Below are 12760 nucleotides of genomic sequence, written 5' to 3'. Positions count from 1 at the left end.
GTTACAACCACATGAAAAAATCTGCTGCACTTTTTCGCTCTGTTGCTATTTCAGCAACCTTGCTGGCTTCAGCATCAGCAGCGGCTGCCCCAGCTGTAGTACCTGAAGCCCCTCAGATTGCTGCCAAGGGCTATGTCCTTATGGACTATCATTCAGGCAAGATCCTGGCTGGCAATAAAGAATACGATCAAATCCCACCAGCCAGCTTGACCAAAATGATGACCAGTTATGTCATCGGTCAGGAAGTTAACCGTGGCAATATCACCATGGATGACACCGTGGTGATCAGCAAGAATGCCTGGGCCAAGAACTTCCCGGGTTCTTCTAAAATGTTCATCGAAGTCGGTAGCGAAGTAAAAGTTTCTGACCTTAACCGTGGCATCATCATCCAGTCGGGTAACGACGCCTGTGTGGCAATGGCTGAACATGTGGCGGGTTCGGAAGACTCTTTCGTCGATCTGATGAATGCCTGGGCCAAGACCCTAGGCATGGACTCGACCCATTTTGCCAATGTTCACGGCCTGGATAACCCAGATCTCTACACCACGCCGTATGACATGGCACTGCTTGCTCAGGGTCTTATCCGCGATGTACCCGATGAGTTTGCTATCTACAAAGAAAAATCGTTCACTTATAACGGTATCACTCAGTACAACCGTAACAGCCTGTTGTGGGACAAGAGCCTCAACGTTGACGGCCTGAAAACGGGCCATACCAACAATGCAGGTTACAGCTTGGTGAGTACGGCTACCGAAGGTCAAATGCGTCTGGTTGCCGTTGTTATGGGCACCAGCAACCCTAATGCCCGCAAGGCAGAGAGCAAAAAACTGCTGAACTATGGCTTCCGCTTCTTCGAAACAGTGTCTCCGCATAAAGCGAACGAGACATTTGTAACTGAAAAAGTATGGATGGGTGATAAAGCTGAAGTGTCACTGGGCGTGAGCGAAGATACCTTCGTGACTCTGCCACGCGGTCAAACCAAAGATCTCACCGCCAGTTTCGTACTGGAAAAAGAGCTGAAAGCCCCAATCCAGAAAGGCGATGTGGTTGGTAAACTGTATTACCGTGTCGGTGACGAAGATATTGCCGAATACCCACTGCTGGCGTTGGATGACATCAATGAAGGCAGCATGTTCAGCCGCCTGATTGATTACATCATGCTACTGTTCAAAGGCTGGTTGAGCTAAGCTTGGTATAACTTACCGATAAATAAAGAAAAGAGGCAACCTAGGGTTGCCTCTTTTCTTTCCTGACGATCCCCAAGACACCAGATGGCTTGTGAAAAAGCCACATACCCATTAATATGCTCGGCTAACATCGCAATATGAATGCAAAATACTCGGAGTTCAGCATGCAGCAGCAAGAGCAGCCAAAACTAAAAGATCTTCTAGAGTTCCCTTGTAAGTTCACTTACAAGGTGATGGGTTACAACAAACCTGAACTCCCGGATCTGGTTGTTGAGGTGATCCAGCGTCACGCACCGGGCGACTACACCCCGAACGTCAAGCCAAGTGGCAAAGGGACCTACAGTGCCGTGTCTGTTTCTATCACAGCCACCTCGATTGAACAGGTAGAAACCCTGTACAAAGAGCTGGGTGACATCGACATTGTCCGCGTTGTGTTGTAAGCACTACCCTATTCCCCTACAAAATTGGCGGCTGTAAATTCAGCCGCCAAGTTTTATAATACCCATTGGTATTGAGCCCCCATGCGGGGGTGTCAGTTTTTCCGGCTTCGTCAAACGACTAAAAGGGTGTGACATTGCAAGATAAGATTATAATTCGCAACCTCGGCCGCCAAGATTATCAACCTATCTGGCAGTCCATGCATCAGTTCACCGACGAACGTGGCCCGGAAACCACGGACGAAGTTTGGTTGGTTGAGCACAATCCCGTGTTTACCCAAGGCCAGGCAGGCAAAGCCGAGCACCTGCTCAACACAGGGGATATCCCTGTGGTGCAAAGCGACCGCGGTGGTCAGGTCACCTTTCATGGACCCGGCCAGCTTGTTGCCTATATCCTCATCGACTTACGTCGAAAAAAAATGGGTGTGCGCGATCTTGTCACGCATATCGAAAATACCATCATCAAGACCCTTTCCCATTTCGGGATTGAGTCCAATGCCCGCCCTGATGCGCCAGGTGTCTATGTCTCCGGTCAGAAGATATGTTCACTCGGATTACGGATCAGACGTGGTTGCTCTTTTCACGGTCTGGCACTCAATATCAATATGGATCTGGCACCTTTCCTACGCATCAACCCATGCGGTTATGCCGGGATGGAAATGACGCAAACCGCGTTATTGAATGGGCCTTCTGAACTAGCGGAAATTCAGCCTGTACTCGTAGAAGAGTTGGTCAACCTGCTCGATTACCAGAGCATTGAGTGGAAAACGGAAAGCAATTCATGAGTAAACCAATCAAAATTGAAAAAGGTGTCAAATACCGTGATGCCGACAAAATGGCCCTCATCCCTACTCGTAATGTAGAGGTAGAGGAAGCGCCGAAAGAAGTGCTGCGTAAGCCTGAATGGATGAAGATCAAACTTCCGTCAGACAGCAAGCGTATCCAAGATATCAAATCTGCGATGCGTAAAAACAAGCTGCACTCAGTCTGTGAAGAAGCCTCCTGCCCGAACCTGGCCGAGTGTTTCAACCACGGCACGGCGACCTTTATGATCCTAGGCGCCATTTGTACCCGTCGCTGCCCGTTCTGTGACGTTGCCCATGGCCGCCCGTTGCCGCCAAACGCTGAAGAACCACAGCACCTGGCCAAGACCATCGCAGACATGAAGCTACGCTACGTGGTTGTCACCTCAGTAGACCGTGATGACCTACGTGATGGCGGTGCCCAGCATTTTGCCGATTGTACTCGCGAAATCCGTGCCCTAAGCCCAGAGATCAAGATCGAGACGCTAGTCCCTGATTTCCGTGGCCGCATGGATCGTGCACTGGATATCCTGCGTGACAGTCCGCCAGATGTCTTCAACCACAACCTGGAAACCGCGCCGCGTCTGTACCGTAAGGCACGACCGGGCGCCAACTACCAGTGGTCGTTGGATCTGCTGAAGAAGTTCAAGGAAATGCACCCAGAAGTGCCAACCAAATCTGGCGTGATGATGGGTCTGGGTGAAACCAAAGAAGAAATCGTCCAAGTACTGAAGGACCTGCGAGCGCATGGTGTGACCATGCTGACATTAGGCCAGTACCTGGCACCAAGCCGCCACCACCTACCGGTTGAGCGCTATGTGCCACCTTCTGAGTTCGATGAGCTGAAAGAAATTGCCCTTGAGCTTGGCTTTACCCATGCGGCTTGTGGCCCGTTTGTTCGCTCTTCTTACCATGCCGATATGCAGGCTAAAGGCGAAGAAGTCAAATAAGCCCTTATCGTACCCAACGCCTGCCCTACCAGGCTCTGGGTAATAAGAAGCAGGCTTATTCAGGACATAAAAAAACGCAGCTGGGCAACCAGCTGCGTTTTTTATTGGCGATATCAAGTATTTTAGCCGTTATTTGCACGCTCGATAGCGGCAGCCATAACTGGGGCTAAACTATTCAACGCTTGCTCAGTGACCGGTTTGCCGTCAGTATCCGTAATATTGATCGACGTACGGTTACCCAAATCACCTAGCTGTAGGTTATAAGCACGGTTATCCAGCTCAATCGGCTGGGTACCTAGATCTGCCCAGAACTCATCATCTGGAGACTTGAACTGTACCTCAACCACACCTTGTGAGCGGTTACGGCCTTCTACGGTGAAGCCCAGTTGCCCCAAGAGTTCAGGCAGACGCTCCCAGAACACATTGTATGGCGCACGAGCAATGATCACCGGTAGACCGCTGCGATCCTGTCCCATTGAAATCGGGATCTGCTTCACCAGCTCCTGAGCACGCAAGCGCGCTTGCTCACGCTCTTGTTCGTCGTAACGAGACGTCACCAAGTTGGTCATCAGGATACTGTAGCGCTCTTTGTTCTCAACGCTTACGGTTTGCTCAACACCGCCTTCACGCCAGTCAACCAGCATGATTCGGTAGCTGTAACGTCCAGCATCAGCAGATTTCTCGATACGGTAGCGACTACCGAGCTCGGCATCTTCATCTTCGTTGTTCCAGCTCAGCCAGTCGGTTTCGATGACATTGGCAGTCTGGCTTCTCAACCCGATATTCTGCTCGGCGATCAGCTTTTGGGTTACCGACCAAACGTCAGAAAGATCTTCCTGTTTGACCATCACCAAGGTCACACCGTCATCATCTCGCAGCACTCGCGCACCCGGGATCAAGGCCAGCACTTGCTGTGGCGGACGGATATCTACCCCAGAGCCAATGGCTCCCTGATAATCCCCCGCTGGAATCACATAGTCGCTAACCTGCGAAGACTGGGCATCGCTAGGCAACGTCCAGCTCTCAAGCGGTTGGGTATTGAGGTAGTTAAAATCCTGGTTAGCCTGACGGCGGCGCTCCGCGCCATCAGAGCAGCCAGCCAGTGTAACAACTGCAACGGCAGCCGCCACCAGCTTATACTTATAATTCATTACGCTTCTGCGCTCCTACGCTCTAGCAAATTACAGCAGTACGTTCGCATCCTTGAGTGCTTCGGCTACTACTGGTTGGGCAGATTCGCTCAGCTCAGTCAATGGTAGGCGAAGAGTGCCATACGAGACGAGGCCAAGCTGATGTGCCGCCCATTTTACCGGGATAGGGTTAGATTCAACAAACAATTGCTTATGAAGAGGCATCAAGCGTTGATTAATCTCAGTCGCCGCTTCAATTTGGCCAGAGAGGGCCAACTTGAACATTTGCGCCATATCCGCGGCCGCAATATTGGCTGTTACAGAAATCACACCGTGACCACCCTCGGCAACAAAATCCAACCCCGTGGCATCATCACCGCTTAGTTGGATAAAATCATCGCCACAAAGTTCCCGGGTTTTCTTTACACGAGAAAGATCTGCTGTCGCATCCTTAATACCAACGATATTATCTAGCTTCGCCAGTCGAGCCACCGTCTCCGGCAACAGGTCAACAGCAGTACGCCCTGGTACATTGTATAGGATCTGAGGCAGCTCTGTCGCCTCGGCAATCGCTTTGAAATGCTGGTACAGGCCTTCCTGCGTTGGCTTGTTATAGTACGGCGTAACCGTCAAACAACCCGCAACACCGGTACCAGAAAAGAGTTTACTAAAGGTGATGGCTTCATGAGTCGCATTGGCCCCGGTACCTGCAATGACCGGAATACGGCCCTGTGCATATTCCAAGGTCTTCAATACCACCTTCACATGCTCATCAACGGTCAGTGTGGCTGACTCGCCGGTGGTACCAACCGCAACAATCGCATCGGTGCCTGCGGCAATGTGGTATTCTACAAGTGACGCCAAACTGGCGTAATCGACTTCACCGGCTTCATCAAGCGGTGTTATTAGCGCTACCATGCTTCCTGAAAACATGTCCATCTCCCCTGAATAAATATATCCCTGGCTTCGTCATGAATTTATGCTGGTTAAGCGAATAATCAAGCGGCCAAGAAAAACCATACTACGTTTCAGTTACAGTAAACTCAAGACAGAAGTATGTAAATCAGTGAAGGCTAACTCTCTGCCAACAGCTCACTTTTACATCTACTTTTTCGCATCTACCAGATGCAAAACAACACCACGACCAAACAGGCGTTTCCCCATCTTTGGCATCTGCAGGAGATATTCCTTGGCGGGCCATAGGTCTGTGCTAACATGCAGAAGGTATTCAAAATGTGATGGATAAATATGGAACATTACCTCGTCGTTACCGCGGTTGGCACCGACCGACCGGGAATTTCTGATGACGTCACCCGGCTTATTACCCAATGCGACTGCAACATTGTTGATAGCCGCCTGGCCCTGTTTGGCCAAGAATTCACCCTTATCATGCTACTTTCGGGCTCGGCCAATGCCATCTCCCGGGTTGAATCGACCTTACCGTTAAAGGCCAGCGAGCATGACCTGCTAACGGTTATGAAGCGCACAACCAAGCATGAATACCGCCATTTTACCTATACCGCGGACTTCCACATTGAAGCCAATGACAGCCCAGGTCTGATTGAGCAATTTACCGGCTTCTTTGCCTCGCGCACGATCGATATAGCCTCGCTCAGCGCCCACACCCAAGAAAGTACACAAACCGGATCGCCGAATAGATTTCAGCTGCAAATCGGGACAAATTTGCCTGAAGGCTGTAACCTAATGAGCTTACAAGAAGAATTTGAAGCACTTTGCCAAGATCTGGTGGTCAGCGGCAACGTGACTTTTGTCGGCCATAATCAATAAGGAATCCACTATGAAGACTTTGACCGCCGGTACGCCTGCGCCAGCCTTCACACTACAAAACCAAAATGACGAGCCGGTCAGCCTGGCTGACTTCAAAGGCAAGAAAGTCCTCGCCTACTTCTACCCGAAAGCCATGACTCCTGGCTGTACTGTTCAGGCATGTGGCCTGCGTGACAGCAAAGCGGAGCTTGATGCCCTTAACGTTGAAGTACTGGGTATCAGTATCGATGCGGTCAAGCGCCTGCCGAAATTTATCGAGCGTGACAACCTGAACTTCACCCTTTTATCAGACGAAGACCATGCGGTGGCTGATCAATTCGGTGTCTGGGGCGAGAAAAAGTTCATGGGCAAAATTTACGACGGCTTGCACCGTATCAGCTTCCTGATTGATGAAAATGGTGAAATTGAACATGTCTTCAATAAGTTCAAGACCAAGGATCACCATGAGGTAGTGCTTGCCTACCTGAACGAGAATAGCTAACAAAAAGGCCGCAATCGCGGCCTTTTCTATATTGAATCTAGTAACCCATTTTACTCTGTCACTCTTCGAGGTGCTCTTCTTGCGGCAGCTCCGTTGAAGGAAAGGCATTCCATACCGCTTTGACCAGCGTCGCCAACGGGATGGCAAAAAAGACGCCCCAAAATCCCCACATACCACCAAACACCAGCACCGACACGATAATCGCCACCGGGTGAAGGTTAACCGCTTCCGAGAACAAGATCGGCACCAATACGTTGCCGTCTAGTGCCTGGATAATGCCGTAGGCAACTAGCAGCCACCAAAATTCCGGGCTGATCCCCCACTGGAACAAACCGACCATCGCCACCGGTAGAGTCACCGCCGCTGCCCCGATATACGGGATCAATACCGAGAAGCCGACCACAACCCCTAGCAACACTGCGTAACGCAGATCCATCACCGCAAAAGTGACATAACTGACAATACCGACAATGAAGATTTCGGTAACCTTGCCGCGAATATAGTTGGAGATCTGCTGGTTCATTTCCGCCCCCACCTTGCTGGTCAGGCGGCGGTTCTTCGGTAGCAGACCACTGAGCATCTCCAGCATCTCTTCCTTGTCTTTAAGCAGGAAGAACACCAATAGAGGAACCAGGATCAGGTAGACGGCCAGGGTGGCTAAGCTCACCAGCGAGGCCAATGACCCTTTCACTACACTCTCACCCATGCCCAGCACTTTCTCACGTAGGGTGATCATGAAGGTGGACACTTGGTGTGGCTGAACAAAGTCCGGGTAGCGCTCAGGCAAACTAGAGACATACTCCTGCAGGCCATTGAACATATTAGGCACATCGGCAATCAAATTGCCTACCTGATGCCAAATGGTCGGAACCAAGCCAAAGACCGCCATGACCATCAAGCCAGCAAAAATAAGTAATACCCCCATCACTGCCAGCGTTCTAGGCAGCCCCAGCCGGGTCAGCTGCATCACTGGCCACTCAAGTAGGTATGCGAGGACAATGGCTACCAGCAATGGCGCGATCAGGTTACCGAAGAAATAAATGGTCAGGAAGCCACCCAGTAGAATAGCTACCAAGCTCACGGCATGGGGGTCGGAAAAGCGTCGCTTATACCAGCGATTCAGCATGTCCAGCATAAAATGTTTACTGCCTTTTGGTCACAATAATTTCAAGTACCTGTTGGTTGTCCAACCGTACATCAATAAAAAAGCCATGGTTTGAGAGGTAGCGGGGGATATCCTGCCTTGCCCCAGTGTCAGTGATATGAATTTCAAGCTTGTCGCCAACATCCAGCGCATGCACCGCCCTTTTGGCAATAAGCAGAGCCATTGGGCAGCGTTCCGTCGTCAAATTAAGCAATGCAGGTTCCATTCCGGTATACTGACAATTATCATCCATCAGGTTATTGTAAAGGTTATTAGAGTGACAAAAAAGAAACCTGTCAAAGGTTTCGCTGTCAGACCTTGGTGAAATACAGCATTATTCAGGACAGATTTAGCCTCGTAGTAGTGCGAATGCAGGAATACGCAACAGAAGGCGGTATTAATTATTACTATGTTTCGATTTGCTAAGGCACCAGCCTATCTTCTCATCAGTGCGTTACTCGGCACTAGCATTGCAGCTCCGGCCAATGACTTAAGTAGCCTCCCCGATATCGGGACGGCGGCAGCGTCGACACTCAGCATTGAAAAGGAAATGGAGTACGGTGACGCCTACATGCGGATGATCAGGGCCAGCATGCCTGTGATCAGCGATCCGCTGCTGTCTGAATATATCAATGATCTCGGCCACCGGCTGGTTGCCAATGCCAACGACGTCCGTACCCCGTTCAGCTTCTTCATGATCCAAAACCGGGATATCAACGCCTTCGCCTTCTTCGGCGGCCATGTTGCCATCCATTCTGGGCTGTTTCTCCATGCCAAAACCGAAAGTGAGCTGGCCTCGGTCGTTGCCCACGAAATCGCCCACGTTACCCAACGCCATCTGGCACGGAGCATGGAAGATCAAGCCAGGAAATCGCCTGCTACACTCGCCGCCCTTATCGGCTCGATGATGCTGGCGATAGCCTCACCGGAAGCCGGGATCGCTGCGATTCATGCCACCACCGCCGCTTCGGCCCAGGGCCAGATCAACTATACCCGTAGCAACGAAAAAGAAGCCGATCGCATCGGGATCGCCACCTTGTCAAAATCTGGCTTCGATGTACAAGCGATGCCGCGCTTCTTCGGCCGCCTCGCCGATCAATACCGCTATGTCAGCACGCCGCCGCCGATGCTGCTCACTCACCCCTTGCCAGAATCGCGGATCACCGACAGCCGCAGTCGGGCCAATCAGTTTCCGGCTCGCAATGTGCAGACATCACAGCGCTACCAGCTAGCCCGCGCACGTATTGTTGCCCGCTATGCCGGTATCGAGAGCAACGCGGCGCTGGATTGGTTCGAGCGCCAGATGAAAAGAAGCAATGGCACGATGACAGATGCCCTCAATTACGGCAAGGCATTGGTGTACATCGATTCAGAGCAATACGATAAAGCCCATGCCTTGCTTGATCCACTGCTGGCCAAAGAGCCCAACAACCGCTTCTACATTGACTCGGCGACGGATCTCGACCTGCACCAAAAGCAATACGACCGCGCTATTGCGCGTCTTGAGAGTGCACAAAAAGCCAATCCGAACAACAAGGTATTGCGTCTGAATCTGGCCAATGCGCTGCAGGAAGCGAATCGTAACAGCGAAAGTATCCCTATTCTGACCCGCTACACCTATGACAATCCGGATGATCCGAACGGCTGGCACTTGCTGGCTCAGGCGCAGGCTGCCAATGGCCGCCGAGATGCTGAACTGGCGGCCAGAGCAGAATTGATGGCCTTGCGCGGCGCATGGGAAAAAGCGATCCAGATGTATATCCAAGCAAGCCAAATCGTCGAGGTCAACTCGCTGGATCAAGCTCGCTATGATGCCCGCATTGATCAACTTCGCCTTGCCAGACAACGCGTTGCCAACCTCTGATCGGGCTAACAAAGAACCGGTGTTATAGCATTCCTTCTTGATGACAGGTGTTCTACAATAGGGCAACATTATCAAAACAATAAGTAACCGGCGTGGACACCACACCGGTTATCTTTAAAAAGGAAGTAACATGTCTGTCACTATCTACCACAACCCTCGTTGCTCGAAAAGCCGCCAGACCCTCGCGCTGCTGGAAGAAAAAGGGATCAGCCCAACCGTTGTCAAATACCTTGATGACACCCCTTCTGCCGAACAGCTCCAAACCCTGCTCAACCAGCTTGGCTATACTTCTGCTCGTGACATGATGCGTACCAAAGAAGCGCTATACAAAGAGCTAGAGCTGGGTGGCGTTGATGTTACCGAGCAGCAACTGATCGACGCGATGGCAGCCAACCCGAAGCTGATCGAGCGCCCAATTGTCGTCAATGGCGAGCTTGCTGCAATGGGCCGCCCACCAGAGCAAGTCCTCGACATCCTGTGATCTGGTTACCTGCCCATGCATAGCATCCTCGTTCTGTATTACAGCCGACACGGCTCAACACGCCAGCTCGCTCGGCAGATTGCCCGGGGTATCGAGCAGGTTGCTGGCTGCGAAGCGGTATTGCGTACTGTCGCTGAGCTCGGTGCAGATGGCCAGCTACAACCCGAAACCTCGGGAGACCCGTTGGTTACCAAATCAGATATCCAACAATGCGCTGGACTGGCACTCGGCAGCCCGGTACGGTTTGGCAACATGGCCGCGCCGCTCAAGCACTTTATCGACTCGACCAGTGCCGAATGGCTGAGCGGTAGCCTGATTGGTAAACCGGCCTGCGTCTTCACCACCTCTTCATCCATGCACGGCGGTCAGGAGACCACGTTGCAATCGATGATGCTGCCGCTGCTGCACCACGGTATGCTCATTGTCGGCCTGCCCTTCTCTGAGCCGGCATTACATACCACCGGCACCGGAGGGACCCCCTATGGGCCTTCCCACCTCAACCACGAGCAATCTCGTCAGTTGAGCGGTGAAGAGTGTGAACTGGCACAAGCCTGCGGCAAACGGCTGGCTGAGGTTGCCTGCAAATTACAAGGATAGAGCCATGACCGTCATGCAGAAAAAAACGCGCTTACTTCGCTACTTCGCCGTATCGGCCAACCTCGGCCTTTTGGCCTGGGTTGTGCTGTGGCAAACGAACCTATCGCCGCACCCGCATATTAACCACATGGCAATGGCTGCGGTCTGGGTTACGCCACTGCTGCTTCCGCTCAAAGGAATTTTGGCCGGCAAGCCTTATACCCACGCTTGGGCCAACTTCATCCTGATGTTTTATTTTCTCCACGCCCTGACCATCCTGTGGATCGACGATGGAGAGCGCTGGCTGGCATTGATTGAACTGGCTCTGACAACCAGTGCCTTCATGGCCAACATCTTGTTTACCCGCCACCGTGGCAGGGAGTTGGGACTAAAGCTGAAAAAGCTCTCTCAGGTCGAGAAAGAAGAAAAAGCCCAGCATGAAGGTCAATAGCGACTAAGGCGTGCAGACCTAATATGGATACAAACAAAAACGGTGGCCTAAGCCACCGTTTTTTTATTGCCTTATCAGTGCTTGTAAGTAACCACTTACAATGCTACTGATGTTGTATTAGACCAGCTGAACACAGCAGCCTGCTTGGCTGGCTTGGCTTCAACCGGAGTGTCATTGCTAAGCTGTTCAGTGTCTGAAACATCAACATCCGATACTTCACCAGCCACAGGTTCTGCTTGGCTTGAAGACTCACCAGAAGCTGACACATCCGTTGCTCGGATCATGCCTTGGGGCTGAGGGGCCGGCTCATATTGCTCTGCCACCGGCGTGGTCACGGCTGACAAGCGGCTATCTTGGCTCAGCTCACGCTGGAATACATCTTCGGTAGTGAGCAACTGCACCGTAAACTCAACTTGGTCACCTTGAATACGGTAAGCATTAACCGCAGCAACCGATGTCAGATTGGTGAGCATACGTTCAAGGGTAAAGAAATCTTTCGACGACTGGATATTCTCAACCACCACTGCCAACTGACCGCTGGCGTCACCGCCAAGCGGCACGGCATATTTGGCAGCGAGAATATCTGCCACGCTATCTACCATCTGAGCAACCGATGTCACCGTCTCGCCGCTATTGCGGCCTTCAGATGGCGCAACCTGGTTACGGCCTAGCTGTTCGACATTACCTGAATAAAGCTGCCAGTTCAGGGTAACCTGCTCATTGTCCTGCTGGCGGGCACGCACCACCAATACTGCTTGAGGCTGGTAACGCTGACTGGCTGTCGCGATAGGCTGGACAAAACCACCCCAGATATCCGGCGTGCTGATGGCCGTTACATCTTCAAAGTCACCAATCGGTATCAGCACAGGTACGCCACGGCGGTCACCCTCATCCTTGATGCGGCCGGCTAGGGCATTACTGGACTGATCCCAAATAATATTTCGACTGCGGTTAGCATCTTCCACCAGCCATACCAATACACTCGGTCGCTGTTCGCTCCAGAACGTTGAGTTGGCCTGGGTCAACAAGGTACGAATGCGGCTTCGGTCAAAAGTCAGTAATAGAGTACGCTGACCATCACGGTTGGCATAGCTGAACTGGCTGACATATTGGTTACTGCTTCCCAGCGCCTTGGCAACGATTTCGTTTTCAACGATGTTGCTTTGCCCCGATACTTTGATCAGTACCTGTTCCAGCGCCTGCTTCCTGGCTGCTTGCTCGGATTGGCGATCCGTATCAGGCAGGGCAACCTGTGCCTGATAAAGGTTGGTCACCGTGGCCGCCTTCAGCGGCAGGGCCAATAGTGCCAAGAAAAGTAATGCAATACGCAACATAAAGTACTCGTTATCACTAAAGTTAATACCCGATCATAAATTGAACACATCTCGCGGGGCAACTGCTTCCCACACAAAAAATTCATTCAATTGTATTTTTCTGTTCGCAACTTTTTATAAGTCTTTGCCAGTAG

Annotated in this window: 15 protein-coding genes; 10 read left to right on the top strand and 5 right to left on the bottom strand. The window is 51.6% G+C overall.

The genetic code is table 11. The features are described from left to right. Positions 1-11 precede the first annotated feature (11 nt). The 4 genes from L4D79_RS29085 to lipA all read left to right on the top strand — a co-directional run bounded on the left by L4D79_RS29085 (position 12) and on the right by lipA (position 3377). The gene (locus L4D79_RS29085; RefSeq protein WP_428657212.1) at positions 12-1187 is read left to right on the top strand and encodes a serine hydrolase; all 1176 of its coding nucleotides are present in this window, start codon (positions 12-14) and stop codon (positions 1185-1187) included. Between the two features lie 164 nt (positions 1188-1351). Then, a complete protein-coding gene (ybeD, locus tag L4D79_RS29080) occupies positions 1352-1627 on the top strand; it encodes a DUF493 family protein YbeD (protein WP_428657210.1) in 276 nt (91 codons plus the stop codon). A gap of 134 nt (positions 1628-1761) precedes the next feature. Beyond that, the gene (lipB, locus tag L4D79_RS29075; RefSeq protein WP_428657208.1) at positions 1762-2409 is read left to right on the top strand and encodes a lipoyl(octanoyl) transferase LipB; all 648 of its coding nucleotides are present in this window, start codon (positions 1762-1764) and stop codon (positions 2407-2409) included. After that, complete coding sequence (gene lipA, locus L4D79_RS29070) at positions 2406-3377, top strand: lipoyl synthase (RefSeq protein ID WP_428657206.1); 972 nt, start codon at positions 2406-2408, stop codon at positions 3375-3377. The genes lipB and lipA overlap by 4 nt, the downstream gene beginning before the upstream one ends. A gap of 122 nt (positions 3378-3499) precedes the next feature. On the opposite strand, the gene bamC is transcribed toward lipA, so the two are convergent. Next, positions 3500-4528 carry an outer membrane protein assembly factor BamC gene (gene bamC, locus L4D79_RS29065; protein WP_428657204.1) on the bottom strand — a complete coding sequence of 343 codons (1029 nt, stop codon included), beginning with the start codon at positions 4526-4528 and terminating at the stop codon, positions 3500-3502. 30 nt (positions 4529-4558) lie between these two features. Beyond that, positions 4559-5440, bottom strand: a complete 882-nt coding sequence (gene dapA / locus L4D79_RS29060) for a 4-hydroxy-tetrahydrodipicolinate synthase (protein ID WP_428657202.1) — start codon at positions 5438-5440, stop codon at positions 4559-4561. Between the two features lie 315 nt (positions 5441-5755). On the opposite strand from dapA, the gene L4D79_RS29055 reads away from it, so the two are divergent. Further along, positions 5756-6295: a glycine cleavage system transcriptional repressor gene (locus L4D79_RS29055; RefSeq protein WP_428657200.1), complete on the top strand. Its 540-nt coding sequence runs from the start codon at positions 5756-5758 to the stop codon at positions 6293-6295. A 10-nt stretch (positions 6296-6305) separates the two neighbouring features. Further along, entirely contained in the window at positions 6306-6776 is a 471-nt protein-coding gene (bcp, locus tag L4D79_RS29050) for a thioredoxin-dependent thiol peroxidase (RefSeq protein ID WP_428657198.1), read from the top strand. A gap of 58 nt (positions 6777-6834) precedes the next feature. On the opposite strand, the gene L4D79_RS29045 is transcribed toward bcp, so the two are convergent. Continuing rightward, the gene (locus tag L4D79_RS29045; protein ID WP_428657196.1) at positions 6835-7911 is read right to left on the bottom strand and encodes an AI-2E family transporter; all 1077 of its coding nucleotides are present in this window, start codon (positions 7909-7911) and stop codon (positions 6835-6837) included. A gap of 7 nt (positions 7912-7918) precedes the next feature. Next, positions 7919-8173: a sulfurtransferase TusA family protein gene (locus L4D79_RS29040; protein WP_428657194.1), complete on the bottom strand. Its 255-nt coding sequence runs from the start codon at positions 8171-8173 to the stop codon at positions 7919-7921. Positions 8174-8329: 156 nt separating this feature from the next. Between L4D79_RS29040 and bepA the strand changes: the two genes are divergently transcribed. The 4 genes from bepA to L4D79_RS29020 all read left to right on the top strand — a co-directional run bounded on the left by bepA (position 8330) and on the right by L4D79_RS29020 (position 11292). Then, positions 8330-9784, top strand: a complete 1455-nt coding sequence (bepA, locus tag L4D79_RS29035; RefSeq protein WP_428657192.1) for a beta-barrel assembly-enhancing protease — start codon at positions 8330-8332, stop codon at positions 9782-9784. A gap of 130 nt (positions 9785-9914) precedes the next feature. Then, positions 9915-10265 (top strand): arsenate reductase (glutaredoxin), encoded by a 351-nt coding sequence (gene arsC / locus L4D79_RS29030; protein ID WP_428657190.1) that lies wholly within the window; start codon positions 9915-9917, stop codon positions 10263-10265. A gap of 15 nt (positions 10266-10280) precedes the next feature. Beyond that, entirely contained in the window at positions 10281-10862 is a 582-nt protein-coding gene (gene wrbA, locus L4D79_RS29025; protein ID WP_428657188.1) for an NAD(P)H:quinone oxidoreductase, read from the top strand. A gap of 4 nt (positions 10863-10866) precedes the next feature. Next, a complete protein-coding gene (locus L4D79_RS29020) occupies positions 10867-11292 on the top strand; it encodes a DUF2069 domain-containing protein (RefSeq protein WP_428657186.1) in 426 nt (141 codons plus the stop codon). Between the two features lie 95 nt (positions 11293-11387). Here the strand turns inward: L4D79_RS29020 and L4D79_RS29015 are convergent, their stop codons facing one another. After that, complete coding sequence (locus L4D79_RS29015) at positions 11388-12626, bottom strand: DUF2066 domain-containing protein (RefSeq protein ID WP_428657184.1); 1239 nt, start codon at positions 12624-12626, stop codon at positions 11388-11390. Between the last annotated feature and the right edge of the window lie 134 nt (positions 12627-12760).

This window comes from Photobacterium satsumensis (assembly GCF_050336935.1).
GTDB lineage: Bacteria > Pseudomonadota > Gammaproteobacteria > Enterobacterales > Vibrionaceae > Photobacterium > Photobacterium satsumensis.
Note: the sequence above shows the minus strand (reverse complement) of the source record. Positions and strands in the feature narration are given on the sequence as shown.

Coding starts and splice junctions, on each gene's coding strand:
- L4D79_RS29085 (WP_428657212.1), top strand. CDS start 12: ATGAAAAAATCTGCTGCACTTTTTCGCTCTGTTGCTATTTCAGCAACC.
- ybeD (WP_428657210.1), top strand. CDS start 1,352: ATGCAGCAGCAAGAGCAGCCAAAACTAAAAGATCTTCTAGAGTTCCCT.
- lipA (WP_428657206.1), top strand. CDS start 2,406: ATGAGTAAACCAATCAAAATTGAAAAAGGTGTCAAATACCGTGATGCC.
- bamC (WP_428657204.1), bottom strand. CDS start 4,528: ATGAATTATAAGTATAAGCTGGTGGCGGCTGCCGTTGCAGTTGTTACA.
- dapA (WP_428657202.1), bottom strand. CDS start 5,440: ATGTTTTCAGGAAGCATGGTAGCGCTAATAACACCGCTTGATGAAGCC.
- L4D79_RS29055 (WP_428657200.1), top strand. CDS start 5,756: ATGGAACATTACCTCGTCGTTACCGCGGTTGGCACCGACCGACCGGGA.
- bcp (WP_428657198.1), top strand. CDS start 6,306: ATGAAGACTTTGACCGCCGGTACGCCTGCGCCAGCCTTCACACTACAA.
- L4D79_RS29045 (WP_428657196.1), bottom strand. CDS start 7,911: ATGCTGGACATGCTGAATCGCTGGTATAAGCGACGCTTTTCCGACCCC.
- L4D79_RS29040 (WP_428657194.1), bottom strand. CDS start 8,173: ATGGATGATAATTGTCAGTATACCGGAATGGAACCTGCATTGCTTAAT.
- bepA (WP_428657192.1), top strand. CDS start 8,330: ATGTTTCGATTTGCTAAGGCACCAGCCTATCTTCTCATCAGTGCGTTA.
- arsC (WP_428657190.1), top strand. CDS start 9,915: ATGTCTGTCACTATCTACCACAACCCTCGTTGCTCGAAAAGCCGCCAG.
- wrbA (WP_428657188.1), top strand. CDS start 10,281: ATGCATAGCATCCTCGTTCTGTATTACAGCCGACACGGCTCAACACGC.
- L4D79_RS29020 (WP_428657186.1), top strand. CDS start 10,867: ATGACCGTCATGCAGAAAAAAACGCGCTTACTTCGCTACTTCGCCGTA.
- L4D79_RS29015 (WP_428657184.1), bottom strand. CDS start 12,626: ATGTTGCGTATTGCATTACTTTTCTTGGCACTATTGGCCCTGCCGCTG.